This window comes from Pseudomonas sp. 1176_21, from assembly GCF_052850635.1.
This window is the reverse complement of record NZ_VXCV01000001.1, coordinates 721,471-747,648: the sequence shown is the minus strand read 5'-3', so window position 1 is coordinate 747,648 and position 26,178 is coordinate 721,471. Positions and strand designations below refer to the sequence as shown.

Genomic DNA, 26,178 nt, shown 5'->3' with positions numbered 1-26,178 from the left:
GGCCGGCATCCATAGGGTAAGGCCCTAGGGTACTCCCTTTAGCAAGGGTAACGTCGCGGTTGCCGATGCAGCGCACAGCAAGGTGACCTGATGCTCGGCGCCATCATCGACCAGCGACAGGCTTGTGCCGTCGATCACCCCGCCATCCAGGCTCAGCACCTGTACGGCCTGTGTGCCCCGGTGCACATCGATGTGATAAACGCTGGCGCCATACCGGTACTGCAGGCTGAAGCCCGACCATTCTGGCGGCAGCAGCGGTTGCAGCAGCAGGGTGCTGCCCTGGCGCTCCACCCCCAGCAGCGATTCGACGATCAGCCGGTACATCCATCCGGCCGCACCGGTGTACCAGCTCCAGCCGCCGCGCCCGGCATGGGGCGCCACACCGTAGACATCCGCCGCCATCACGTAGGGCTCCACCTTGTAGGTTTCGATGCGGGTGGCATGGCCCTGGCTCTGGGGGCTGATCATGCGCATCAGTTCCCAGGCGCGGGCGCCGTCGCCCAGGCGGGCGAACGCCATGCTCGCCCACACGGCGGCGTGGGTGTACTGGCCACCGTTTTCACGAACCCCCGGTACATAGCCCTTGATGTAGCCGGGGTCGAGCGTGCCCTTGTCGAACGGCGGGTCCAGCAGCAGCACGATGCCGATATCACGCCGCACCAGGTGGCGGTCCAGCGATGCCATGGCACTGCGGCAGTGATCCATGGGCGCGGCGCCCGACAGCACCGACCAGCTCTGGGCGATGGAGTCGATGCGGCACTCCTGGTTGCTGGCCGACCCCAGGGGCTGGCCATTGTCGAAATACGCACGCCGGTACCAGGCGCCGTCCCAGGCATGGGCCTGCAGATTGCTGCGCAGCCGCCGCGCCTGCTCGCCGCAGCGCTGGGCAAAGCGGGCATCGCCATGCAACTGCGCCGTTTCGGCGAACCGACGCAGTACCTCGTGGGCGAAAAAGCCCAGCCATACGCTTTCGCCTATGCCGTGCTCACCCACCTTGTTCATGCCGTCGTTCCAGTCGCCGCTGCCCATCAACGGCAAGCCGTGGGCCCCGACGCAAAGGCCGTGCTCCAGCGCGCGCTGGCAATGCTGGTAGAGGGGCTCTTGCAGGGGCGAATGACCGGGCAGGTCGTAGTAGGACTCCTCGCCGTTGTTGAGTGCGCGACCGTCCAGATAGCCTACGGGCTCGTTCAGCACCGCAGTGTCACCAGTGATCTGCACATAGCGGCTGGTGGCCAGGGCCAGCCAGAGCATGTCGTCGCTGCAACGGGTTCGCACGCCGCGATCCATCGGCGGGTGCCACCAGTGCTGCACGTCGCCCTGCACGTACTGGTGGCGGGCACACAGCAGCAGGTGGGCGCGGCTGCTGGCAGGGTCGGCGTGCACCATGGCCATGCTGTCCTGCAACTGGTCCCTGAAGCCAAATGCACCGCCGGACTGGTAATAGCCGCTGCGGGCATGGAAGCGACAGGCAATCACCTGGTACATCAGCCAGCCGTTGACCAGCACGTCCAGCGCAGGCTCCGGGGTGTGGATGCGCAGGCTGCCCAGGATGGTGCGCCAGTGCTGCGTGACCCGCGCCAGTTCGACGTTGGCGGCGCGTACGCCGCGGTACTGCTGCACCCGCCGGGTGGCGGCCTTGGCGTCCTGCTCGGCGCCCAGGCGGAACACCACTTCGCGGCTTTCACCAGGCGCCAGCTCGACGCTTACCTGCAGCGCACCACAGGGGTCCATGCCGCCGCCGAGGCGCCCCGAAAGGCGCGCCCGGCGCAGGGCTGCCGGGTCGGCCAGGGTACCGTTGCGCCCCAGAAACTCGACCCGGTCGCCACTGAGGCCGGCCTGGGGCCAGTCGCAGTCCAGAAACCCCACGCGACCCGAGAATTCGATGGAGTAGGCGTTGCGCGCAAACAGCGCGCCACTGAACGGGTCGGCTTCGGTGACGACGTGCATGGCCGACTTGCTGCGCAAGTCCCCCAGCACCCATTCCACGTAGCAGGTCGCTGACAGGCGTCGCGCACGATCGCCGGTGTTGCGCACCACCAGGCGCGAGAATTTGACCGGCGCATCCAGCGCCACGAACACCCACAGCTCACTGTGTATGGCGTCCTGCACATGCTCGAACACGCTGTAGCCATAGCCGTGGCGGGTTCGGTAGGCGCCGCTGCCCGGGCAGGGCGCCGGGGTCGGCGACCAGACCTGCCCGGAATCCTCGTCGCGCAGGTACAGCACTTCGCCGCCAGGGTCGCTGACCGGGTCATTGTGCCAGGGGCTCAAACGGTACTCGTGGGCGTTTTCGTACCAGCTGTAGGCACCGCCGGTTTCCGAGACGATGCTGCCGAACCCGGGGTTGGCCAGCACGTTGACCCAGGGCGCCGGGGTCGGCTGGCCCGGGCGATGATTGATGATGTATTCACTGCCGTCGGCGCTGAAGCCGCCGTAGGCGTTGCCCAGCGTGGGCGCCATGGCCAGCGGCTGCAGCGTGTAGCCGGCACTCTGCGGCCCTTGCAGCAGGCTGGGGGTGAACGGCGCCAGGGCCGGCTCGATGCGCCGCCGGTGGACCTGCTCGGCCAGGCTGCCATGGCTGTCGTTGAGTATCAGGCGTGCCACCGAGCGCATCAGCGTGCGGTCTTCGCTGGACAGCTGCTGCGCAGGACGCACGAAGATGCCGCCCGGGCGGTCCAGCAGGGCCGCTTCGACCCCGGAGGTCACCAGGCCCATGATCAGGTCCTGCAGTTGCTGGCGGTAGCCGGCCTGGTCTTCGTTCCAGATCACCAGGTCCACCACCAGGCCTTTCTGGCGCCAGTAGGCATGGGCCTGGACCATCTGCTGCACCAGCTCGATGTTGGCCGGGTCGGCGATCTGCACCAGCACGATGGGCAGGTCCCCGGAGATCGCCTGGCCCCACAGCCCCGACTGGCTGCGCCGATTGCTGGCCAGCACGGCGCTTTCGGCGCGCAATGCAGGGTTGGCATACAGCACCGAGGCCGCCATCTGCTCGAACAGCCTGGCATCGGCCATCGAGGTGTTGAGCTGGCGCAACAGCACCTGACTGTGGGTCCAGGCCAGGTCGAACACCCGGTCGGCCAGATGCCGGTCGCGGTACTTGTCGATCAGGTGCAGGCAGGCCTCGCGGCTGTCGGCCACCCCGGTGACCAGGTCGATGGTGGCGCTCTGGCCAGGCTCCAGGCTGATACGGCAGCGGATGGCCACGACCGGGTCGAGCACCGCACCGGCAGTGCCGGACAGCTGCTCGCAGGTGTCAGTCAGCGCGGCCGGCGCCTGCAGGGTGCGGCCGCGGCCGATGAAGCGGGCACGGTCGGTTTCGTAGGAGATCTGCTCGATGTCCGCCCCGTGGGCTGCCAGCAGGTGGCACATCCACGGCACGGCTTCATCGCTGGCACGCGGACGCCGGCTGCACAGGATCGCCTGCAGCGGTCGCACCAGCTCGGTTTGCACGAACAGCTTGCTGAACGCCGGGTGCAGCGCATCGCTGATGGCCGAGGCCAGCACCACTTCGGCGTAGCTGGTCAGCTCCAGGGTGCGCCGGGTACGGGCGCGGTTGGTCAGGTGCAGGCGACGCAGCTCGATATCGTCCTCGGGGGACACCACGATCTCGGTGTGGCAGTCGAAGTTGAACTCGCGCACGCGAAACTCGGCGCGGGCATCGGTGAACACGGTTTCCTGGCTGTGCGCGCGATGCTGGGTGGGCTGGTAGGTCGTGGACCAGAAATGCCCGCTGGCCACGTCGCGCAGGTAACAGAAGGTGCCAAGGCTGTCGCTGGCGATGTCTTCGCGCCAGCGCGTTACCGCCATGTCGTTGCAGCGGCTGTAGCCGCCACCGGCATTGCTGACCATGACGTGGTAGCGCCCATTGGACAGCAGTTGCACGGCCGGTCGACGACGGTCCGGGTCGGTGAACACGCGCAGCTTGGTTTCATTGCCCTGGCTGGCATCGTCGACCGTAGGCGCCTGGGCTGCATGCAGGTATTGCGTGGCGCGTTTGGGCACGCGCTCCTGCAGCAACAGGGCACAGGCCTGGAAGGCCGGCTCGGCGGCGAAGCGCCGCTGCATGGGCTGACCCAGCAGCAGCGAGGTCAGGGCCAGCAGGCTCATGCCCTGGTGGTGTGCCATGAACGAGCGCACCACGGCGGCATCGGTGCCAGGGGGCAGGCGTGCCGGGGTGTAGTCGACCGCCTCGTACAGCCCGAACCGCCCGGCCACCCCCTGCCTGGCCAGGCGCCGCAGGTTGTGGCAGGCGGCCGCGGGCGCGACCATCAGTGCCAGCGCACTGGCGTAGGGCGCGACCACGTTGTCCTCGCCCAGGCCGCGTTTGAGGCCCAGCCCCGGCACGCCGAAGGCGCGGTACTGGTAGTTCAAGTGCGCATCGACGGTGTTGTAGCCGGACTCCGAAACGCCCCAGGGCGTGCCCAGCTGGCTGGCATGCTCGATCTGGCGGGTGACGGCCGCCTGGCAGGTCTGGTCGAGCAGGGTGCCTTCGTAGCTGGGCATCACCAGCATCGGCATCAGGTACTCGAACATCGAGCCGGACCACGACAGCAGCACCGGCACCCCGGCATTGCTGGTCAGCAGGCGCCCCAGGGCAAACCAGCTTTCCTGCGGCACCTGGCCCTGGGCGACGACCACGAAACTGGTCAGGCGAACTTCGGACGCCAGCAGGTCGTAGAAGGCGCTGTCCAGGCGTCGCTCATCGACGTTGTAGCCGATCACGAACAACTCGCGGCGGGCATCGTAGAGAAAGCCGAAGTCCATGTCGGCCATGGCCTCGACGCGCAGGGCAAGCTGCGCCGCCTGCTGCATGCGCTGGCGGGCCAGGGCCTGTACCTGCAGCACCTGCGGGCGATCGGCAGCGCACCACTGCTCGGCGTCCAACCGTGCCAGGTCACGCCAGCAACCGGTCGGCGGCCGCGCGCCGGGTTCGTTGGTGGCAGGCAGGGCAAAACGCAGCAGTTCGTCGCGCTGCTCGGTGCACTGACGTTGCAGGCTGTCGAACCAGAAGCGCGCATCCGGATCGTCGGCGGGCGCCGGCAGGTCGAGTGCGTCCTGCAGCAGCTGCATCAGATCGTGTGGCTGAGGTGCCTGCAGACGCCGGCATAACGCCTGTACCTCGTTGGCGGGCAGGCCGGCACTGGTCAAGGCCTGGCCGAAGACTTCCAGGGTATCGAGCAACCCCTTGGCCTGGCGCGGGTCATCCAGCGGTGTGTCGGCCAGGCCCAGCAGGCCGGGCTTCAAGGTCAGCAGCAGACCGGCAAGATTGCCGCTGTCCACCGTGGAGACGTACAGCGGTGGCAGGGGTTTCAGGGTGAGGGTGTCGTACCAGTTGTAGAAGTGGCGCTGGTGACGCTCCAGCCCGTCCATGCTGTCGAGCATGGACTGCAGGCGCTCGAGCAGCCGCCCGCCGCCCAGGTAACCGAAATCGTGGGCGGCCAGGTGGGCCAGCAAGGCCATGCCCATGTTGGTGGGCGAGGTGCGGTGGGCAATGCGGGCAACCGGCAGCTCCTGCACGTTGTCGGGGGGCAGCCAGTGGTCGTCGGGGCCGACGTATTGCTCGAAAAACGCCCAGGTCTGGCGCGCAAGGTTGCGCAGAAAGCGCAGGTCTTCGGCAGTGGGGTCGAAGTGCGCGCGCGGGGAGGGGCGGCTGATCCACCAGGCCAGTGCCGGGCTGGCCAGCCACGCCAGCAGCAAGGGCGCCGCCAGGGCCAGGGTCATGGGGCTGGGCAGCAGGCACAGGCACAGGCCCACGACCAGGGCCAGTATCGGGGCGCTGCACATGCTGCGGTACAAGGCCCCCAGGCGATTGACACTGGTGCGTTCGACTTCCCGTGACGGGCTCCATTGCAACAGGCGCTGCTTGCTGACCAGCATGCGCCACAGCGTACGCACGATGGCGTCAAGGCTGTAGTAGGCCTCGTACGGCAGCCAGGCCAGGTGCAGGCCGGCGCGCGCGAAATGCAGGGCGCAGCCGCGCAGCGCCGCCCACAGGTGCTGCGCTAGGGGTACGTCGACAGGCTTGCGCAGCATCTCCAGCAGGGTGCCGAGCACCGCGTGGGTCAATACCAGCAACAGCGCGGCAAGGGTCCACAGCCCGGGCCGGCCCGAGGCCAGCCAGCCCCACAGCAACAGGCACAGCAATGCACCGGGCTCCAGGCTGCGGCGCAGGTTGTCGAACAGCTTCCAGCGGGCCAGGGCATCCAGCCGGTTGCGCGCATAGGTGCCGCCAGCGGTGGGCGCCCAGGGCAACACCCACGGCAGCAGTTGCCAGTCCCCGCGAATCCAGCGGTGGCGGCGCTTGACGTCGGCGCTGTAGCGGGCCGGGTACTCTTCGAACACCTGAACATCGCTGAGCAACCCGCTGCGGGCGTAGCAGCCCTCGATCAGGTCGTGGCTGAGGATGCGGTTGTCCGGCAGGCAGCCTTGCAGCGCCTGCTCGAACGCATCCACGTCGTAGATACCCTTGCCGATGAACGAGCCTTGTTCGAACAGGTCCTGGTACACGTCCGACACTGCGCGGGTGTACGGGTCGACGCCGGCGTCGCTGCCGAACAGTCGCGCATACAGCGAGCGCGCCGCGCTGGGCAGGCTGATGCCGACCCGCGGTTGCAGGATGGCGTAGCCGCTGCCGGCCTGGGCGCGGTTGAGCGGGTGCTGCATGGCCCCGACGAACTGGCGGGCCGCATTGCGCGGCAGCTGGGTGTCGGTGTCCAGGGTGATGACGTAACGTACCGCCTCCAGCACCTGGACATCCCCCACCTGCAACATGAAGCGCCCCTCACCGTGCCCGCGCAGCAGTGCATTGAGATCGGCCAGCTTGCCGCGCTTGCGTTCCACGCCCATCCACACCTGCTCGGCGGGGTTCCAGCGCCGCGGACGGTGCAGCAGCACGAAGCGCGCATCGTTCGGGTACTTGTGGTTCAGGCCCTCGATCAGGCTGGCGGCCAGGGCCATCAGCGCGGCGTCTTCAGGCAGGGTTTCGCTGGGCGCATCGAGAAAATCGGTCAGCAGGGCAAAGTGCAGGTACTCGTCACGATTGGCCAGAAAGCGCACTTCCAGCCCCTCTGCCAACTCCTCGATATCGGCGGCATTGGCCATCAGCGTGGGCACCACCACCAAAGTACGCGCCTCAGCGGGCAGGCCCTCGCTGAAATCCAGGCGCGGCAGCAGGCGGGGCGTCACGCTCAGGGTCACCAGCCAGTTGACCAGGTCGATGGCCAGGCGGCTGGTCATCACCAGCGTGGGCAGGGCCAGCGCAAGCAGCACTGCCAGTGGCCAGCCATCGCGCAGCGTGGTGTACAGCAGCGGTGCGCTCAGGCCCAGCGTGAGAAACGCCACCGGGCCGAGGAAGAACGTGAGTGGCGCGCGATGCAGCAGGCGCCGCCAACGCTCGCCCAGCGCCACGCCGGCGTGCACGCGGCGCTCTAGCTGCGCTCGCCCGGCGCCGACCAGGTAGAACCCCACATGGGTGGTGGCGCTGGCGCGTGGCAGCGGGCTGGGCACACCGGCGGCCAGTTCGACGGCGGCGCGGGCGATTGCCGCCTGCGACTGTGCGCTGTGCCGGGACAGGCGCTCGATGACATGCCGGTAATGATCGCGGCTGGCGAAGTCCATGGCTGGGTAGATGCCGGCAGGATCGCTGCGCAGCACCCGTTCGACGTGGCTCATGTGCTCGACGAATTCGCGCCAGTCGCTGGTGGCGAGCAGGCGCAGGCTGGCAATGCTGTTGCTGACCGAGACCTGGTCGGCTGCCTGCTGCTGGGCATCGAGCTGCACCTGACGCTCGATGCTCAGGCCGGATTCGGCGAGCATCTGCTCCACCCAGGTCAGCGGCTGGATCAGCGCGGCGCTCTGGCCTTGCAGGCGGCGTGCGAGCTCGGCGACGAAGGCGGCGGTCATCGGCGGCTGCGAGCGCGCCATGTCGGCCAGCACCAGCACCACGCTCTTGGCGTCGCGCCCGGCGGTCTCGCGCAGGCGGTCGGCCCAGTCGTTGGCCAGGTTGCGGTCGGCCCAGCTGGCCATGACCCGCGAGGCGACCCGGCGCAGGTTTTCGATCAGCGCCAGGCGCAGCATGATCGGAATGGCCCACAGCTCGCCCAGCGCCAGGGAGGTGACGCTCTGGTAGGCCTCGACGAAGTGGCTCAGGCTGTCCACGTCGACGCGTCCATCGCCATGGGCGATGGTTTCCAGGGCGATGTCATACACCCGCGGCAGCCCGCTGGACACGCCGTTGGCTAGGCGTGGCAGCTCCCGGCTGTAGCCTTTGGGCAGGTGGGTCTTGGCGATGCGGATGTGTTCTTCGACCAGGTAGTAGTTGTCCAGCAGCCATTCGGCCGCCGGCGTGACCCGTCGCGCGGTGGGCTGTTCGGCGATCAGCACCGCGCAGCTGCTGGCCAGGGTCCGTTCGTTGTCGGCCAGCCGTGCCAGCAGGGTGTCATTGCCGCTGCGGGGGCTGAGGGCGTGGTGCTGGGCCAGAAAGGTGCCGTGGGCGGCCATCTGCTCGGCGCTGAACAGTTCGGAGCGCAGGATGGCTTCGTATTCGAACTTGCGGGGTGTGGTGCGCCAAAGGCCTGCGTTGCGCAGGCTGGCGCGTGCACGGCTCCAGTAATTATCCATAAAGGCCTGTAGGTGCTCGCGTCGCGGGGTCTGGCCCCCAGTGTGGCGACGCATGGCGCAGGCGTCTGTTCGCTAGCGAACACAGTGGGCTTTGTGCCCGGCAACCGGTAGGCGCTGGCCATGCCAGCGAAGGGGCAGCGCGCACCTTGCGGCAACGGCGTCGGTGCCTTCGCCGGCAAGGCCGGCTCCTACATGGCGCCGGTAACGTCGCTCAGCTGTCGGGAAACTCGACCGACAGCAGCCACTGGGTGAACGCCTGCAGCGCTGGCAACTGCTGATAGCGCGTGGCGTAGGTGAGGTAGTAGCCACGCCCGCTGTCCACCGGCTCGAACAACGCCACCAACTCGCCGCTGGCGATCTCGTCCTGCACCAGAATGCGTGGCACCAGCCCGATGCCGATACCGGCCACCGCCGCCTGGATCAGGTGGGCAGTCAGCTCGAAGCCCGGCCCCATGCGCATGGCCCGGTGCTGCAGGCCGTTCTGTTCGAACCAGTCGGCCCAGGCATGGGGGCGTGACACCACACTGAGCAGGGCCTGCTGCGAGATGTCCGCCGGCGTCAGGCTGGCGTAGCCGGGCAGGGCGCCAGGGCTGGCCACCACCACCAGCGTCTCGGACAGCAGCCGATGCGCCACATGACCGGGCCAATGCCCGGTGCCGACACTGATGAAGGCGTGCATCTGATCCTTGTCCTGCTCGGCCGGGGCAATGCGCGAATGCATGTGCACCAGCACGCCGGGATGGCGGCGGTAGAAGTCATTCATGCGCGGCAGCAGCCACTTGGAGCCGAACGTGGGCAGCACCGCCAGGTGCAGCGGCCCGTCGCCGGCCTTGTGGGCGATGGTCTGCAGCGTCGCGTTGCGAATGCGGGCCAGGGCTGCGGCCAGCTCGTGGTGATACAGGGCGCCGGCGGCGGTGAGCTCGATATGCCGGCCCACGCGGCTGAACAACGCCACCTCCAGTTGCGCCTCCAGCGCCTGCACCTGGCGACTGACCGCACTTTGGGTCAGCGCCAGTTCTTCGGCCGCCTTGGTGAAGCTGCCATGGCGCGCCGAGGCCTCAAACGCGATAAGCACCGACATGGAAGGGGTGAGTCGTCTTGGATTCATTCATAAAGCTCATGCAAAAGTCACACGAAATTCAGTTGTAGGCCCGCGCCGCACACGGGAACATAGCCCCATAAAGCATGCGGCAGACCTTGCCTGGCTGCCAAGCATACGTGTTTTGAATGTGACGCTGCGTCATATATCGCCTCAGGATCCCTTGTCATGATTGCTCTGCTTGCCCCCGACCGTGTCCCCGCCAGCCATTACCAGCGTTTTCTCGATGCACTGCAGAGCGAGGGCTTCAGGGGCGAGGTCGCGCGCGACATGGGCCTGCGTACCGTGCTGGCCACCGACAACTCCATCTACCAGCGCCTGCCCCAGGCGGCCGTGTTCCCCCGTGACGCGCAGGATGTCGAGTTGCTGGCACGCCTGGTCGCCCAGCCGCAGCATCGCTCGGTGGTGCTCACGCCGCGTGGCGGCGGTACCGGTACCAATGGCCAGTCGTTGACCGACGGGATCATCGTCGACCTGTCGCGGCACATGAACAACATCCTCGAGATCAACGTCGAGCAGCGCTGGGTGCGGGTGCAGAGCGGGGTGGTCAAGGATCAGCTGAACGCCGCGCTCAAGCCCCACGGCCTGTTCTTCGCACCGGAACTGTCCACCTCCAACCGTGCCACCGTGGGCGGCATGATCAACACCGATGCCAGCGGGCAGGGCAGTTGCACCTATGGCAAGACCCGCGACCACGTGCTCGAACTGAGCACCGTGCTGCTGGGCGGCGCTCGCCTGGACACCGCACCGATCGACAACCCGCAGTTGCAGGCCTGTACCGCCCGTACCGACAAGGTCGGCGAAGTCTATCGCTGCGCCCAGGCCATTGCCGACGGCAAGGCGGCGCTGATCGAGGCGATCTTTCCCAAGCTCAACCGCTGCCTGACCGGCTACGACCTGGCGCACCTGCGCGAAACCCCGGACAGCTTCAACCTCAACAGCGTGCTGTGCGGTTCGGAAGGCTCGCTGGGCTTCATCGTCGAAGCCAGGCTCAATGTGCTGCCCATCCCCAAGCACTCGATCCTGGTCAACGTGCAGTACGCCGCGTTCATGGATGCACTGCGCGACGCCAAGGCGCTGATGGCGCACAGCCCGCTGTCGATCGAGACGGTGGACTCCAAGGTATTGATGCTGGCGATGAAGGACATCGTGTGGCACGGCGTGGCCCAGTACTTCCCGCCGCACCCCGACACCCAGACCCTGGGCATCAACCTGATCGAGTTCAGCGGCGACGACCTGGATGCCCTTGAACAGACCGTCGACGCCTTCATCCAGCACCTTCAGCGCGACACCTCGGTGGTGCGCCTGGGCCATACCCTGGCGGTGGGTGCCCAGGCGGTGAACCAGGTGTACACCATGCGCAAGCGCTCGGTCGGTCTGCTGGGCAACGTGCAGGGCGAGGCACGCCCGCAGCCCTTTGTGGAAGACACCGCCGTGCCGCCGGAGAATCTTGCCGACTACATCTTCGAGTTTCGCGCCTTGCTCGACAGCCACGGCCTGCAGTACGGCATGTTCGGCCATGTGGATGCCGGCGTGCTGCACGTGCGGCCGATCCTGGACATGAAGGACCCGGCCCAGGCCCAGCTGATCCGGCCGATTTCCGACGCGGTCGCGGCGCTTACCCACAAGTACGGGGGCCTGCTGTGGGGCGAGCACGGCAAGGGCCTGCGCTCGCAGTACGTGCCGGACTTCTTTGGTGAGCTGTACCCGGCGCTGCAGGACCTCAAGGCCGCGTTCGACCCGTTCAACCAGCTCAACCCCGGCAAGATCGCCACCCCGTCGAGCGTGCCGGCGGCGCGCCTGACCGAGGTGGACGCGGTTACCCTGCGCGGCGACCTGGACCGCACCATCGACGAGCGCGTGTGGCAACACTATGAAAGCGCCGTGCACTGCAACGGCAACGGCGCGTGCTACAACTTCGACCCCAACGACGCCATGTGCCCGTCGTGGAAGGCCACGCGCAACCGCATCCACTCGCCCAAGGGCCGTGCCTCGTTGATTCGCGAATGGCTGCGCCGCCAGGGCGAGGCGGGGGTGGACGTGCTGAACCTGGCGGGAGCGGGCAGGGTAACCGGTGTAGCGCAGCGCACCTGGAACTCCCTGGCGCGCCTTGTTGGGCGCAAGGACTTCTCACATGAGGTGTACGAGGCGATGTCCGGTTGCCTGGCGTGCAAGTCGTGCGCGGGGCAATGCCCGATCAAGGTCAACGTACCGGAGTTTCGCTCGCGCTTTCTGGAGCTGTACCACAGTCGTTACCTGCGCCCGATGAAGGACTACCTGATCGGCTCGCTGGAGTTCAGCATCCCGCACCTGGCGCGCTTGCCGCGACTGTACAACGCGATCATGGCCGCCACACCGGTGCGCTACGCGCTGCAGCACATGGCCGGCATGGTCGACAGCCCGCTGCTGAGCACCCATGACTTCGAAGCCGAGTGCAAGCGCTGGAACGTCAAGCAGGCAAGTGTGGGCGCCCTGGCCGCGTTGTCCGACGAACAGCGCAAGCGCAGCGTGATCCTGGTGCAGGACGCGTTCACCCGTTTCTTCGAAACGCCTCTGGCAGCCCAGTGGCTGGAGCTGATCAGCCGCCTCGGCTACCAGGTGTACCTGGCACCGTTTGCACCCAATGGCAAGCCGTTGCAGGTGCAGGGCTTTCTGGGGGCGTTCGCCAAGGCTGCGCAGTTCAACGCCAAGTCGCTGCTGCTGTTGCAGGCCTCGGGCGTACCCCTGGTGGGCCTGGACCCGGCGATGACCCTGGTGTATCGCCAGGAATACCGCAAGACCCTGGGCAACGACGGTGCCCCGACCGTGGCCTTGCCGCAGGAGTGGCTGGCGTCGGTGCTGCCAGAATCGGCAGCGGTGGTCGACGAAGAGGTCTACCAGTTCCTGCCGCACTGCACCGAAAAGACCAACGAGCCGGCGGCGATCGCGCTGTGGCAGAAGGTGTTCGAACGCATGGGGCTCAAGCTTCAGGTGCTTGCGAGCGGTTGCTGCGGGATGTCCGGTACCTATGGTCACGAGACCCGCAACGTGGCCACCTCCGCGATCATCTACCAGCAGTCCTGGCAACCGATCGTGGCCCGGCATGGGCAGGGTGGCCGGTTGCTGGCCGATGGTTATTCGTGCCGCAGCCAGGTCAAGCGCCAGGAGGGGCAGGGGTTGCAGCACCCGCTTGAGGTGTTGCTGGCGCGGGTAGCCCGGCAAGTGTGATGATGGCCTGGCCTTCCATTGACCGAAACGAGGAGCCATGACTGTAGCGACACGGCGCGATATCCCGCTGGACCTGATCAAGTGGCTGGCCATGCTGACCATGCTGTTGGATCATCTGCGCCTGTTGTGGCCCGACGCCCACGCCCTGTTCATACCCGGACGGCTGGCGTTCCCGCTGTTCTGCCTGGCGATCGCCGCCAACGTCGCGCGTTCGCGCCCTGGCCAGTTGCTCAGCCAAAGCAACACGCGCTACCTGGGCTGGATGCTGGTGTTCAGCGTGATATCCGAAGGGGTGTACCGCCCCATCAGCGCGCTGGGCACCCTCAATGTGATGTTCACCCTGACCCTAGGGCTGCTGATTGCCTGGGGCTTTCAGCATCGCAACACGCTCAGTGCTGCCTTGGCCGTGGGCGCCGCTGTCGCGGCCGCCTGGCTGGACGAGCGGCTGATGTACGGATTTCTCGGCTGCCTGCTGCCGGCGGCCCTGCTGTTGGCCATCAAGCGGCCGGGGCCGGTATGGCTGGTGCCGGCCTTGCTCAGCGTGGCGGTCAATACCCGCAGCAGTTTGTGGGCGAGGGCGATGGAAGTGGACGCCTACTCACTGGCGGTACTCGGCACCGCGTTCCTTGCACCGCTGTTCGGCCTGTGGCTGTTACGCATGCCTCTCACCACCGGCATCTGGCCGGTACGCCATTGGGCGTACTGGTTCTACCCGGTGCATCTTGGCGCGCTGCAGGTCATACGCAAACTTATGTGAGTGCCGGGCCTTGCGAGCACTACGCAAGGCTAGGCATCATTCGCGCCTTCTTTTTATTCGGTGACAAGGACCGTTCGCATGCCCATCTACCTCGCAGCAGAGCAGGAACTCATCGTAGGCCAAGCCACTGTAGTCGAGGCGCCCGCACAGGAGGGGGCCTTTGTTGTGGTGTTCGAGGACGACGAGGAGACCGGCTACTTCTATGCACTTGACACCACCGCTACCGATAACCCGATTCAGGATGCGTTGCACATCTACAACGTGGACGAGGTAACTGATCGGCAAAAGCCTTCGACAGTGAAGGTCGGCTGGTCCATGGACCATAGCAAGGCGGTATTGCTGATCAACGATCGCCCTCATGCCGTGTTTGATTTCACGGGCAAGCAGGGCTATTGCCATACTGCATTTCCACCACCTGTGGGTAACGGCTGGTCGGAGCAGGGCCATGAGTGGAATGACGATGCGCTGAAATTGTTTGCCTGATGAGTCAGCAAATTGACCAGGAGGGGGCAGGGTACAGGTAGGCGTGACCAGCTGCTTTCCACATTTCAATATAACTCAACTAAATAGTCCTTTAGTTGAGTTATAAGAAAAGGCTAGTTTAGCGGGGAGCAGGGGCACCCTTGAACCGCTGCGAATGCAACCTCACGAACGCTACTAGAAGAGCCGCATTTTTGCAGCAACTTCGACGGTTTTACTGAGGTTGTAGCCGACAACGCGCCACTGTTCGTTTTCTTCAGCCAGCAGCACAGCCTCGGTGACGGTGAGGTTCGAAAAGGCCGATTGGGTCTGAACTGCAGCGTAATGCCCAGGCGGCGCATCAGGCAGCTGTTTGGTGAAGGTGATCTGTGCTCGATCACGTTGCTTCAGCTCGCCCAGGCCCATGCGCAACGTCCCGATGCCTTTTACCCAGTTCGACTCGGTCGTGGTTGTCTTGAGCGCGGAGCCCGCTGTGGCCCAGGTCATGTCGGTTCTTCCGGCATCGAGCAACATCAGGAACTGCACAGCGGTATCGACCACCAGGCGTTGCTGTTGCGCAGAGCCTGGATCGGAGACTACGACTGCGGACGCCTGTGTACCGCTGGCGTTTGTGTTGAATGAAACATCGCAACCAGCAATCAGTAACAGGCTGCTTAGAACGGCGAAACATTGCTTCATGCAAAAACCTCGAAGGTTGAGGGGTCCAACGGACGAATGTGGCGTCCAGACGTTTAAAGGTGGCTCTTGTAGCTCATCAGGTATTCGGCATGGCCGGTCTGCGGATCAATCTGCTCCTTGATCACTGTAAAACCCTGGGACTGGTAAAAAGCGATGCTGCGTGAATTCTCCTTGTAAACCGCCAGGCTCAATTCGGTGCGCAACGATTTGACGTGTTCGAGCAATTGACGACCCAGCCCACGGCCTTGCTGGTCAGGGTCCACGAACAGTGCCGCCAGTTGGTTGTCCAGTAACGAGCAAAATCCCTGAACCGCCGATTTGTCTTCGATGACAATTGTCTGTGATGCAGGGATATAGAGTTCGCGCATTGCCACGACATTGGATTGCCAATACGACGCGTCGATAAAGTCATGGGCCTTGATCGAAGCGCGCAACCAGATGTCGAGGACGCGTTCCATGTCTTGCGGTTCAAATGTTCTTACCATGTCGTCCCTTGAAGTGCGTGCAAGCGGTACAAAGCTTGTGAGTATGCCGCAAAGCGATTCGTGGTGGGAAAGCACGGGGGGCTCAGGGTTGAAATCTGGCCTGGCGTAGTCTTGAGCGGATGATACGGCAGTACGCATAATGTATATTATGTTAAATCGTGTGTAGCGTTGGTAAGTTCATGTATGTCACCAGCCCCCGAAAACCAGACTTTGCCTGAATTGACCATACATCCCTCGAATCAATTCGTTACGCTCCATCTTTCCTGTACCTCCTCAGCTTCACCAGCCCCGCCATCCCTGCGTGCCCGGTTTGAAAACCATAATTCAGCGGCTAGACACCCCATCCGAAATCACATCGTCTAGTTCAGCCAAAGCTCTCGATCTACGGTAGAAATTGAAGCTTCACTCAACTGAGCCGACGATTGCCCAAGTTTAGTCTTCTCCTGTCATGCCTGTGCTTTGCACGACGATCGGCACCATCGCGTAAGCCAGCGCTCGAGTCAGCCCCAAGCCTATTCACCATTGATCCCCGCACCTCAAGCGGTCTAGATCTGATTCCGCATCTGTCAGCATCCTTCGGCGTCTACAATTTACATCCATGCGCTGGCACTCCACGGCCAAGTTCTGGCAGCTATGCAGCTTGGGCCAGGCTGCCAGACTTAGAACGCCTACAGGCAGCCGCAACCGGTGATCTGACCACGTTGAGTTCCTAGTGACCTCAGGGTGTTTTACGGCCGCCGCCATGATTAAGGCTTTCCTTCAACAGTCGCTCAACCCGCGGCTGAGGAGCTTTGCGCCATGATGAAGTCAGCGCGGACATCGATTAAGAACCCGGCGCGCAAACCACGCCCTAAGCTGGCGCCGAGCCCGCCGTCCGAATCGCCAGCGTCAGGGCCAGGGCCAGCCGAGCTGACGGATTCCTTCGTGCCGTATCCGCTGTTCCCGCCGATTGTGCTCCTAACCGACCACCAAGGCCTGGAACGCCCCATCAATAATGACGTCCGCGCACGGCTCGACACCCTAGACCCCGCACTGGAGGCATTTCAAACGTGGCGCCTCGGGATCAACTTCCTCGCCAAGCAATGCCAACGGCCTGAGTTCAGCCCAAGGCACTACAAGATCGTGTGCCCAGTGCTTGAGACGATGATGCATTGGAGCTGGTCTATTCGGCACAAGCCGTTCCTGGAGTGGCAAGAAACGGATGCCAGGGATTTCATGCGCTTCGTCATGCGTCTGCCCAACTCATGGATTTCGAAGACTGGCGGGACGCGCTACTTGCTGAAGACCAAGACAGAATTCGCGGTCAAGCCAATTAATAACAACTGGCGGCCGATAGTCAGAAAGCAGCTGGCAGACATTTCCGCCTCAACGTCGACATCCACTCCAGGGACAGGGTCAGATTTCGCACTTGGAACCGTTCAGCACCGAACTATGTTCCTGCGTAGTGGGAGGGATTTTTTCAACTACCTATATGCACTGCGAACCACAACCCCGATGAATCCCTTCGATGCTCTGAAATCGCGAGATTTCGAGGTTCGCCAGGTGAAAACCCGGACGATATTCACGCCCGCGCAACTGTCAGATTTGATGTCGACGGCTACTTCGTTGGCCCAGAGCGATAAACAATGGGAGTCATGGCTTCTCGTCGCAGCCATGGCCATCTATTCTGACGTCCCTCTGCGCGCGTTGGGGTCATCATCGGCGCTGAGTTTGACCTTCTCAAGCTTCAAAGCCGGCGAGGCCGACGATCAAAAGGCAGGATGGTTTGAAAGCCCTCACTACCCTCGCCTGCGCTATCCGCTGGCTCCTCCGTTCGCTGCCTATTTCCGGCGTTATGCCAAGTTCAGGCATAGCCAGAATTCCGATGTTTCCCCGCAAAGCCTGCTGCTGCCGTTAATGGATGGTACCGGCGGTTACTCGGGCCACACCCTGGTCGACCTATTCTGCAGGTTCACGACCACCATTTTGACGCGACTGCAGCAAAGTTCGCTCGCAGGGAGCTCCCCTTGGCGCAGTTGCGATCACTTGCAGCCCGGGGCATCGGTCACGTTCCTTGAGCTGAGGAAGTCAGCCAGGGCGGCCGGCTGGGTGCCGAGCGCGGTGAGTATCGATGAGCCACATCATGACGAGAGTGTTTGGCCAGATCTTGGAATCTGCAAAAATCTGCCGGCGGGTCAGTGGCTGCATCGGCATGGAGGTGGGCCGTCTCTCTGACTGCGAGCATGCACCACCGGCACAATCCAGACCTAGGAGAAGCAAGCTCCGCATGGCTGATGTAATCAAGCCTGACTTCGTCGGGGTCTTGGCCCTGAGGCTCCATCCTCATGTCTGCGCCAAGATTGCAACCGCCCTCCCCGGCATTAATGACAGCTTGAGATGCCGCGTCTCGGTAACTGCATCCGACTTAGTAGCTCACGCAGCTTCAGCAAAAAATCCCCGCGCCTCGGTTGCACGCCGAAGCAATCTAGAATGCCTCACGTTGAGCTCAATGAGATCAGCTTGCTAGGTCGCTCAGGTGGCATCCCTTTCAATGCCTCCATGGCGTGAAGCCATGGATACGCACTGTGCTGTAGTGAGATCCAAAGTCAGAATTGGCGAAGTTTATGGGGCTACTTGGAAAGGCCTCTGAGCTGATTTTTGAGGGTTTGGCGCAGACTATTGGCAAGGAGCGGAGATTTTATTACATCCCTGTGCGCCATCCATGGCTGTTTTGAGTTGGGCTCGATGTTAGCCAAACCTATTTAGGGTATTTTTTTATTTCACTTGATAGCCACTGCTCCAATTTAGCGAGCGTAAGTCCGTCCGAGAATGAGTCGCTTTTATTTGACCGTGACAATTCCCAAGAGTGGAGCCGTTTAGCAATCCAATTCATAGCGCGCTCGATTGTAGCGGGAACCCGATGCCCAGGGAGAGTACGAGCTCCTACCGGATGTTTCAGATTCCTGCCTAATGTCACTTTGAACCATTTGATTTCGCGGGATGCCGGATCAAACCCTAAAGTCATCGTCGGGCGGCCCAGTTTGATAGAGTGGTCATCATTGTACAACATGACGTCCAGTGTAAAGGCATCGACTACGGGTCTGGTATCGGCGATTTTCATAGCCACCTCCATATAAAATAGTAGATATAGGCTATGGCAGCGTAGAGTTCCATGACACTTTGTCAAAAGTGAAGCTGCAACAGGTCTCTGATATTTTACCTTTATCTCTGCTGAGATATTTCGGAGAGATCAGGCTACGCATAGCTTCCCCTCAGAAAATTAGGAACGGGTATTCTATATATTGAGACCATTCCTCTAGGCAAAGCCAAAGCCTTTAGCTCGAAGCTTTCAGCCTAGTGCTGCGCAGAGTTTCTCGTTTTACGCTTTTGAGACGTGCAGTTTTAAGCAGCTATTATGGCTTTTATTGTTACGTCTTCGCATCGCCCGCTAAGCGTCAATTTATGTTTAATAAGCGGCAAAATTTGAGTGCGTTTGTCGACGAGCGGTAGCCGGGCTGACTCGCCAATGCGCAGGCTCGAATGGCAAGGCCCTGCAGATGGTGAAGGCGCTATATGAGCGAGATATGGGTTCAAGGGTGAGGTGTATCCTCGGCACTTCTGCTCAGCCAATCCTCTCAAGCATGCTTGATATGAGACAAACCTTCGCTCCCTAGCATGCCGGATTCTCTAATTGCGTCACCGCGTGCTCCATAGGGATTATAAATAAAAACAGATTCCCATGAAGAGTCGTCACGTCTAGAGTCAGTCTAACAAAGAGAATGCAGAAAAGTGTCCGTCATCAATTTAACTGCCCCAGCACCTAGAACCAAAACCAAAAGGTGGTTTAGCAGAAGACGCTTGCCAACCGCTCATAAACAGCTTGTAAGCCTCTGTCAGTTCCAGGCGATAGGTTGGTTTTTCACTTTGGTAGACTCTATGGCTAAAGGTTCTTGCGATGTGTGCATTTGACAGAGAAGTCGATCAATTTTCTTTGGGCTATGTTGCTCCAATACACCTTCTGACGTCCGCGACCTGGGACGATAGAGTTCTTGCGGCTTGGTGTTTGATTGGTTCGGAGCAGAGAGCGCTTGCCAAGAAACTTGTAGCAGACGAAGCATATAACTTCTGGCCGGACACGCGGTTTTGTGATCCTGTTTGGGACGAACACGTACAAGTGAGGCTCGCCGCTATCAATGCCGGCGAGACGGTGAATGCTCAGTTCGATATCGTCGATTGTGTCGGCCAGCCTGCCCAGGATCGTCTCGAGTTTGTTCATTAGCATTAAAGGCACCTGATTCAGCTGTCATGCCATCTCCGCCACCGGAAATGATATTCGCGTGCCGCCGTTCTGAGCGCCCTCCCCGGCGAGCGATAAAACTCAGCCTTCAGCACGGCTGTTCTGAACCAAGGCACATTTAGTCGTGATCTGGGGCCGATTGTCTTCCATCCTCAACATACAGCAATGGCCTGGCGCTCTTAGCTTGCGAGGAGCTTGTGCTTGACCGCTAAGCGAATTGCATCGAGTCAGTCCTAGTCGCTTTTTGCAGGCTCATCTTGAGCTTGGCGCTCGTTTTGAGTGCGAATGATGTCTCGCGCAAAGCCCGCTTCAAAGCGGGGATTCATATGCAATTCAACTGGGCCCAGATGCTGCCCACTCGCCTCTTTCTCGCCGAGCTCGTACCATCAGGATCACGAGCTCGGCGATGCCTGAGCAATGGATTGCTTGCAAGGAGTTGAGATGACCACCCCATCGCGAGATGACATCATCGGGGCCGCGGCAAACGGCGGTCTGCTTGATCTGATTTTCAAGGACAGTTGGCGGTATGACAGCGCGCCCTTTTCCCAAGCCTTGATCGATGCTCATAACGCAAATGAGGTCGATCTTCGCGCCTTGCTGCCTCTGCCTGAATTGTCCTGGGCTGAGGGCAACGACCGGTACCACGCGACTGAAATTCTTCTGCCGGCGTTGGGCTCACTCGCTACGAGCTGTGCGGATTTGCTTGAGCTAATGGCTGGAGCAAACCCTCAAGATGACCCCATGCTCAGCCATTCCTCATACACGGTGATAATGAACTGGTGCCAGGCTTCGCAAGAGCGCCTTGTTGAGTTGCTCCACCTTATCAAAGCGGGCGCCCCGCTTACTCAGCGATTTCATTGCGTCCAAGCATGCATCAGCGCCGGCCTGAACTCCGATGCTGAGTTCTATTTGGGCCAGGCGCTAGAGTTGCTCAACAATGGAGATGCCACTCAGCGTACCCAGGCTGCCAGAGCTCTCTGTAATTTATCTGCTGAACTACGAAGCCGTGATGCTGGTTTGGTTGATACCCTCTCCGCTGTAGTCGAGCGGGAGACCGAAACAACAGTGCGGGACGCCCTGCTCACTTTGGCGCTTGCATGGCACAAGGATGCCCCGTCGGAACTTCATCACTCAACGTACGAACTGATCACGCAAGCTGCCAGCCCTGTCACTCTGACGGCGAAACAGACGATAGCTCGTGAGCTGCTGGGCAACTCCAATCCGTACAGTGCCCAAGTCCGTCGCGATCTCCTTGCGCTTGTAGCGTCAGGTCAACCAGAGGATGAAATCATCCAGCTGTTGGATATCGTCTTGGCTGGGGTCATCAGGAACGGTGAGGTGTTGGAAGCTCGCCAGGTGATCGAAAAGTTCATCCTCGATGACCCCGGCGTCCCATTCACACGTTTCAGCTCTGTGCTACATCAACTCGAGAGCGGCGACGATTCAGTCTTGGACGAGTGGGTGGTGTCTTGGCTTCAGTCAGGGTCAGTGCGCCTCTCCACGGAGCTCAGGCGAGGCCTATTTGCAGCCAGTGAGGGTCGAATATTCACGTTTGATTTCCGCCTGGCGATGGATCTCGCAGATAGCGATTACTTGTTCATCGCGCGCAAAGCGCTTGGAGTCTTTTTCTCGAAGCCCGTTTACATGGCATCCCTGATAGTCAGCCTGATGCGTAACGCCATGGATGCAACCAAGGTGGCGTTGCAGTCCCTTCTGTTCGATCCCGTTCTGATCAACTATTCAGGCTTGCGATCGGATTATTTGGACGAGATAGCGGCTGATGCCTCCGATCCCGCTTCGCAGGCAGTCGATCAAGTATTGCTGGAGCTACAGAAGTACCTGGATGGCCTCGGAAACGCACACATCCTCGAGTTGCAACCCTCGGAGCGCGAGCGTCAGCTGGAGCATCATCGACGTAATGAAGAAATGCAAAGTCGGATGGTAGAGGCCCGCAAAACTTCATTCATAGCGAGCCTGGGCAGTGAGAAATTACTGCTTTATGGCACTGGCATGGCCAGCTGGATACCGGAAATCCCACCACCGCAGGGTATGGCCGAAGGTGAGACCGGGCCTATGCGCCGCATGGAACAGTCGCTCGCCACTATCCAACACTCCTTCCAGTTAGCGAGGCATTCGGTTCTAGAACCCTCCACGCTGGAGCTCCAGATCCTCAACTTTCTGTACGAGAAGCGATCGCAATGAAACTCGTCTTCCGTGAGTACCTCGCCTCGCTCCGCGAACGCAATGAGCTGGACGTCGTTTTGCCGGATCTCTTAAGCGAGCTCGGATTCAACGTGATCTCGCGTCCATCGACGGGGCCACGCCAGTTTGGGGTAGACGTTGCCGCTATCAGCCCCGAGGTGGGCGGCGAGCAAAAGCTTTATCTGTTCACAATCAAGCAGGGAGATTTGACCCGGGCCGAGTGGGATGCGGTACCCCAGGGAGTGCGAACCTCAATCAACGACATCATTGACGTCTACATTCCCAAGCGGATTTCTGCACAGTACGAGTCACTGAAGATCGTGATTTGCCTGTGCTTCGGCGGTAGTGTGAAAGAGGCTGTGAGGGACAACCTGACAGGCTTGATCAGCAGGCTTACCGATGAGCGAATTTCTTTTCAGGAGTGGAATGGCGATTACATGGCGGGCTTGCTCGCCGACGGATTGCTCCAGCACCAGCACGTGAGCAAGACTCTTCAGTCTCGGTTTCAGAAGTCCATCGCGATGCTTGATGAGCCTGATGTCTCTGTTCGCCATTTCACCGCGTTGATTGAAGGACTCGCGGAGGTGGATAACCTGGACGCCTCCCAGCGGCTCGCCACGCTGCGGCAAATGTATATCTGCCTCTCGGTGCTATTCGTTTGGGCGCGCACGCAGGAGAACCTCGAGGCCCCCTACCGAGCCAGTGAACTGGTCATTCTGCGAGCTTGGGAGCTGGTCAAAGCTGACATTGAGGCTGCGTCGATCGGACATACTCGGATCGGGTTGACCTTCAGCGAGCTACTGGATCTGCACACTAAGATCTGGGCGGAGCTAATGGAGGTTAAGATCTTACCACTGGCAGCCAGGCGCGATGCGCTGGCCAGCTCCGTGAACTCTCACAGCGCGGTGGACATCAACCTTAAGCTGTTTGAGATACTGGGACGTATCGCGGTCAGGGGTCTATGGGTTTTGTGGCCTCATTTGGACGCTGATGGGATACGCGTACTTGGCGCCTCCGAGGTGCCAGAGGAAGCATCCAGACTCGCCCGGCATATTGTCGAGCTCATCAATAACAATCGGGCGTTATTCTCACCTGTTGCCGATGAGCAGGTGATCGAGGTCAGTTGTGCTTTGATGTTCCTGTCGATGATGAGTGACTGGCGCAGTCATGCGCAGGATTACTGCGATGAGCTTTTGACCCACTACGAATTCAATTTCACAAGGCATTATCAATACCCCACTATCCACGGGAGCTATCAGGAACTGATACGTCATCCCGAGGCCAGGACAAAAGAATATCGGGCGCAGCATACGAAGGGCAGCGCTCTGATTCCGATCACACTGCTCTGGGCCACCTTGAATGGCGAAACGGAGGCTAGTGCACAATTCGCTCAATTCATACGAAGCGAGATGAAACATTGCAATCAGCAGCTCTGGATGCCGGGGCCTGAGACTGAGGCCGCCCTGTATCGCGGCAATCCCTCGCACGGCTTAGCGCTGTGTGACATACCCATCACGGCTGACGGCGCTGCAGCGAGGAATATTCTTTTGAAAGAGTGTTCTGAAGAAGGACACTACACCGGCTTGTCTGCTATACGCCTAGACCATTGGCCGGTCTTCGTAATGGCATGCCGTAACAGTCGGCTTCCCCTGCCGCCACAGCTCTGGTTACCACTGGTGATCAGGGAGGATCTTGCCCCACACCCTGTTTCAGATAACTGTCTGTCTCGTATCGCCACCGTCCGCGCTCACTCGGCCTACTGGTCTGCGCGCCGGGCGGGCGCAGACCTTAGATCAGGCGGAGATTCTGTGATTAATTTCGATTCGATACCGACTTGGGAAGCTGATTCCGGGGAGTGGCCGGGCCAGCCCTGAACGCCGACTCATGCCATGGACGCACCCGAACCGACAGCGGGATCGAGGGCTAGAGGGCGCACCGCATGTTACTCACGCAACAAACCCATGCTCCAAGCGCCTGATAAACTCGATAACCGTGTCAGTCTCTAGTCTAGTCGTGACCATACCGGCAGGAGCCTTGCCGCCAAAGGCTTGTAACGGACGTGACATCCAGCGCGTGGCTGCATCACAATCGCCGTTATACAGGCTCTTTGCGGCGTTTAGTACTTCCAGGTAACGGTCGTGTTGATCGGGTGACAAGGTGCTCATGAGTACGCTCCTTCTGCGGTCTGATCCTAGACTACACCATCGCCATCCGCTCAATGTCTCCCCCTTATAGGCGAGCCTGGTGCCAGTTTCAGGCGTGCCTATTACTACGATCCCTGCAGGTGGTTACGTTGGCCTGAGGCCGGCGTCTCAGGAAATGTGTAAATCAGTTTTTTGACGTGTAAAGCGGGGTGGTTTACACATCAAAAAATTGGTTTACACACCGAGTCGAGGGCGGTTTCAAGCTAGATCTTCATTTCTCTCCCGGATTCCCTCCCCGTCTCCCACTGCGTATCGGCACGCTTTGACTCAAGTCCACAACACCATACTTTCGTCATTCGCATGCTCGCTGCAATCGCTCAGCAAACAGAGGCAGATAAAGCTCAGACTCGGCTATTTGCCACCAAACCTTGTTCTCATCCTTGTCGGTGAAGGCCAGCAGATCGTGCGCCAGAAAGGCCTCAAAGCCCGCCCTCGCGACCTTATCTTCGGCGGTGAACTCGTAAAGACCGGCTTGGGCAAGTAGCTTTTTGACGATCAGCGGCAGCAACCAGGCGGAGAAAATGAGGTGGTTATGGCGAGGCCAGATGCTTCCCTTCTCACCATTTGCGGGGCCATGAGCTGCGGCGTTACGAGCGGCACAGAAATCGTGAACCCAGGCGTCGAGCGGGCGATTTACGTGCTTGTCCCAGTGCTTGCACCACCACTGTTCGTCCAGGCTCCCTTTATGCCAGATGGGCGGGTTCGGTAGCTCATCGAAGTGTTCGTTGATGGCTCTGCGGAAGGCAGCTTTGTCATGCGGAACGTCAAGCAGTGTGTCTGTGGCGACCCGCATCAGGATCAGTTCGGATCGTTCATCTATGGATGACGCATCGGTATTGGCTCTGAGGAAGGAAACGACCGCCTCGTCGATACGCTCCTTAAGTTCCCCAACAGGTAGCTTGAGTAGTGCTTCAAGCAGTGGGATGTCGAGCGTAATCCGCGAGCTGTTGTCGACGTGGTACGGCCGAATGAACTTGAGCCCTCCCCTACCCGCCAGCATGTTTTGTGTTCCACCGTCACGCCGGCGCGTGGTCATACAGGAATGAGCCGGTGACGCGACATCAAACCGCTGCGCAACGACCTGGAGTGTGTCGGCGTTGCAGTAGTCGGAAGTTGAGCACAACGACCGACCTACCAAGGCAGAGAATGCGAGATACGAACACTGAACCAGTCGCTGCTGGATTTGGGCATCCGAGGCTTCAAGGCCCGGTGTGTCTTCGTCCCAAATTATAACCGCGGCTTGCTGGATCGGCTGTGAAGTCTGAGAGCCGAACCCTCGGTCGCCGTAGTTGCCTAGTACGCCGTCGAAAGCTTCCTGCGGTATGCCCAGCAATTCACCCGGAAGTCGACCTCGCTCGTAAGGGATCAAGCGGAGATCTGCGATTCGCATCTCTTTGGCAGCAGATACCCACGGTAGAAAGAACACAACTGCCATAGCCCCTCGATGCACTTGGTCATAAGTTTGAAGAATCTTAGCTCAGTGATAATGGGTTGGTGATCGAGGAGCAAGCAGTGTGGTGGGAAATGTGAATGGTGCTCTGACGACCCTCGACGACAACATCGATGCCGTACGGCAAGGCATCGCGGAACTAGTAGCGGCGAGCGTCAAGCAATAGGTGGGCTCAAAATCTGTGCCTCTGCGCGCATGATCCCTACGGCTCGGGCAGTGAGCGGTACCACTCAGCATAGGGCGTGTTAACAGCCTTGTGGCGGTTGTAGTCAGGGCTGCCATCGCTCCACCATACCGGGCCTCTCCCCTAGTGCCCTTTTCGCCTGATCTACTTCTGCTCGAGCGGTGCGCATCTGATCTGCATGATTTGTTGCCTTCGCTACTTTGACGGTTCTCCGCGCCTCCATCAGCATCTGCACCAACTGCTGGCGCTGGTCATCAGATAGCGCGGGATTGCTGCAGCGCCATAACTGACCTTTGGCTACGAAGTAGCGACCGTCTGGTGTCGTATGGCGCATCAAGCAGATCTCGTGAGCTGATACTTCAAAGACATCACAGACGACTCACAAGCTGCACCGGAGAGATACACGGATCGCTACATGGCGTTAATCGTCAATCGATAAAGTGCTTGAAGCCACGCTGACTCAATGAGCAAGACGGGGGTGGTGACTTCTCATCAGTCCTTAGGGGTACATCTGTACTCCGTCACTATCCCGGT

14 protein-coding genes and 1 pseudogene are annotated in these 26,178 nt (G+C 61.1%); 7 read left to right on the top strand and 8 right to left on the bottom strand.

The features are described from left to right. Nucleotides 1–24 precede the first annotated feature (24 nt). The gene (locus FW760_RS03540) at nt 25–8,622 is read right to left on the bottom strand and encodes a GH36-type glycosyl hydrolase domain-containing protein (RefSeq protein WP_446443592.1); all 8,598 of its coding nucleotides are present in this window, start codon (nt 8,620–8,622) and stop codon (nt 25–27) included. A gap of 211 nt (nt 8,623–8,833) precedes the next feature. Beyond that, complete coding sequence (locus tag FW760_RS03535; RefSeq protein WP_078480977.1) at nt 8,834–9,730, bottom strand: LysR substrate-binding domain-containing protein; 897 nt, start codon at nt 9,728–9,730, stop codon at nt 8,834–8,836. Nucleotides 9,731–9,889: 159 nt separating this feature from the next. On the opposite strand from FW760_RS03535, the gene ydiJ reads away from it, so the two are divergent. The 3 genes from ydiJ to FW760_RS03520 all read left to right on the top strand — a co-directional run bounded on the left by ydiJ (nt 9,890) and on the right by FW760_RS03520 (nt 14,168). Then, a complete protein-coding gene (gene ydiJ / locus FW760_RS03530; protein ID WP_446443591.1) occupies nt 9,890–12,928 on the top strand; it encodes a D-2-hydroxyglutarate dehydrogenase YdiJ in 3,039 nt (1,012 codons plus the stop codon). Between the two features lie 37 nt (nt 12,929–12,965). Next, nucleotides 12,966–13,685: a TraX family protein gene (locus tag FW760_RS03525; protein WP_078480974.1), complete on the top strand. Its 720-nt coding sequence runs from the start codon at nt 12,966–12,968 to the stop codon at nt 13,683–13,685. Between the two features lie 78 nt (nt 13,686–13,763). Beyond that, nucleotides 13,764–14,168 (top strand): DUF2251 domain-containing protein, encoded by a 405-nt coding sequence (locus FW760_RS03520; protein WP_123752687.1) that lies wholly within the window; start codon nt 13,764–13,766, stop codon nt 14,166–14,168. 174 nt (nt 14,169–14,342) lie between these two features. Here the strand turns inward: FW760_RS03520 and FW760_RS03515 are convergent, their stop codons facing one another. Together FW760_RS03515 and FW760_RS03510 are read right to left on the bottom strand one after the other, a co-directional pair. Further along, a complete protein-coding gene (locus FW760_RS03515; protein ID WP_446443590.1) occupies nt 14,343–14,843 on the bottom strand; it encodes a DUF4019 domain-containing protein in 501 nt (166 codons plus the stop codon). 53 nt (nt 14,844–14,896) lie between these two features. Then, nucleotides 14,897–15,328 (bottom strand): N-acetyltransferase, encoded by a 432-nt coding sequence (locus FW760_RS03510; protein WP_213607526.1) that lies wholly within the window; start codon nt 15,326–15,328, stop codon nt 14,897–14,899. A gap of 924 nt (nt 15,329–16,252) precedes the next feature. Between FW760_RS03510 and FW760_RS03505 the strand changes: the two genes are divergently transcribed. Next, the gene (locus FW760_RS03505; RefSeq protein WP_446443589.1) at nt 16,253–17,542 is read left to right on the top strand and encodes a hypothetical protein; all 1,290 of its coding nucleotides are present in this window, start codon (nt 16,253–16,255) and stop codon (nt 17,540–17,542) included. Nucleotides 17,543–18,065: 523 nt separating this feature from the next. Here the strand turns inward: FW760_RS03505 and FW760_RS03500 are convergent. Further along, nucleotides 18,066–18,428 carry a hypothetical protein gene (locus tag FW760_RS03500; protein WP_017135702.1) on the bottom strand — a complete coding sequence of 121 codons (363 nt, stop codon included), beginning with the start codon at nt 18,426–18,428 and terminating at the stop codon, nt 18,066–18,068. An 834-nt stretch (nt 18,429–19,262) separates the two neighbouring features. Here FW760_RS03500 and FW760_RS03495 point away from each other — a divergent pair. The 3 genes from FW760_RS03495 to FW760_RS03485 all read left to right on the top strand — a co-directional run bounded on the left by FW760_RS03495 (nt 19,263) and on the right by FW760_RS03485 (nt 23,680). Continuing rightward, nucleotides 19,263–19,586: a hypothetical protein gene (locus tag FW760_RS03495; RefSeq protein WP_210076555.1), complete on the top strand. Its 324-nt coding sequence runs from the start codon at nt 19,263–19,265 to the stop codon at nt 19,584–19,586. A gap of 459 nt (nt 19,587–20,045) precedes the next feature. Further along, the gene (locus FW760_RS03490; RefSeq protein WP_446443588.1) at nt 20,046–21,806 is read left to right on the top strand and encodes a hypothetical protein; all 1,761 of its coding nucleotides are present in this window, start codon (nt 20,046–20,048) and stop codon (nt 21,804–21,806) included. Next, a complete protein-coding gene (locus tag FW760_RS03485; RefSeq protein ID WP_210076559.1) occupies nt 21,803–23,680 on the top strand; it encodes a chemotaxis protein in 1,878 nt (625 codons plus the stop codon). Before FW760_RS03490 ends, FW760_RS03485 begins: the two co-directional genes overlap by 4 nt. A 72-nt stretch (nt 23,681–23,752) precedes the next feature. Here the strand turns inward: FW760_RS03485 and FW760_RS03480 are convergent, their stop codons facing one another. The 3 genes and pseudogenes from FW760_RS03480 to FW760_RS03470 form a co-directional block, all read right to left on the bottom strand. Then, complete coding sequence (locus tag FW760_RS03480; protein ID WP_017135698.1) at nt 23,753–23,971, bottom strand: MbcA/ParS/Xre antitoxin family protein; 219 nt, start codon at nt 23,969–23,971, stop codon at nt 23,753–23,755. Between the two features lie 331 nt (nt 23,972–24,302). Further along, the gene (locus tag FW760_RS03475) at nt 24,303–25,445 is read right to left on the bottom strand and encodes a hypothetical protein (RefSeq protein WP_207239200.1); all 1,143 of its coding nucleotides are present in this window, start codon (nt 25,443–25,445) and stop codon (nt 24,303–24,305) included. A gap of 217 nt (nt 25,446–25,662) precedes the next feature. After that, nucleotides 25,663–25,978: pseudogene (locus FW760_RS03470) on the bottom strand (hypothetical protein). Nucleotides 25,979–26,178: the final 200 nt, after the last annotated feature.

What these genes read in the sequence shown, in the direction of transcription:
- FW760_RS03540 (WP_446443592.1), bottom strand. Translation starts at nt 8,622, where the DNA reads ATGGATAATTACTGGAGCCGTGCACGCGCCAGCCTGCGCAACGCAGGC.
- ydiJ (WP_446443591.1), top strand. Translation starts at nt 9,890, where the DNA reads ATGATTGCTCTGCTTGCCCCCGACCGTGTCCCCGCCAGCCATTACCAG.
- FW760_RS03525 (WP_078480974.1), top strand. Translation starts at nt 12,966, where the DNA reads ATGACTGTAGCGACACGGCGCGATATCCCGCTGGACCTGATCAAGTGG.
- FW760_RS03515 (WP_446443590.1), bottom strand. Translation starts at nt 14,843, where the DNA reads ATGAAGCAATGTTTCGCCGTTCTAAGCAGCCTGTTACTGATTGCTGGT.
- FW760_RS03495 (WP_210076555.1), top strand. Translation starts at nt 19,263, where the DNA reads ATGTGTGCATTTGACAGAGAAGTCGATCAATTTTCTTTGGGCTATGTT.
- FW760_RS03510 (WP_213607526.1), bottom strand. Translation starts at nt 15,328, where the DNA reads ATGGTAAGAACATTTGAACCGCAAGACATGGAACGCGTCCTCGACATC.
- FW760_RS03475 (WP_207239200.1), bottom strand. Translation starts at nt 25,445, where the DNA reads ATGGCAGTTGTGTTCTTTCTACCGTGGGTATCTGCTGCCAAAGAGATG.
- FW760_RS03480 (WP_017135698.1), bottom strand. Translation starts at nt 23,971, where the DNA reads ATGAGCACCTTGTCACCCGATCAACACGACCGTTACCTGGAAGTACTA.
- FW760_RS03490 (WP_446443588.1), top strand. Translation starts at nt 20,046, where the DNA reads ATGACCACCCCATCGCGAGATGACATCATCGGGGCCGCGGCAAACGGC.
- FW760_RS03520 (WP_123752687.1), top strand. Translation starts at nt 13,764, where the DNA reads ATGCCCATCTACCTCGCAGCAGAGCAGGAACTCATCGTAGGCCAAGCC.
- FW760_RS03500 (WP_017135702.1), bottom strand. Translation starts at nt 18,428, where the DNA reads ATGAAAATCGCCGATACCAGACCCGTAGTCGATGCCTTTACACTGGAC.
- FW760_RS03535 (WP_078480977.1), bottom strand. Translation starts at nt 9,730, where the DNA reads ATGAATCCAAGACGACTCACCCCTTCCATGTCGGTGCTTATCGCGTTT.
- FW760_RS03485 (WP_210076559.1), top strand. Translation starts at nt 21,803, where the DNA reads ATGAAACTCGTCTTCCGTGAGTACCTCGCCTCGCTCCGCGAACGCAAT.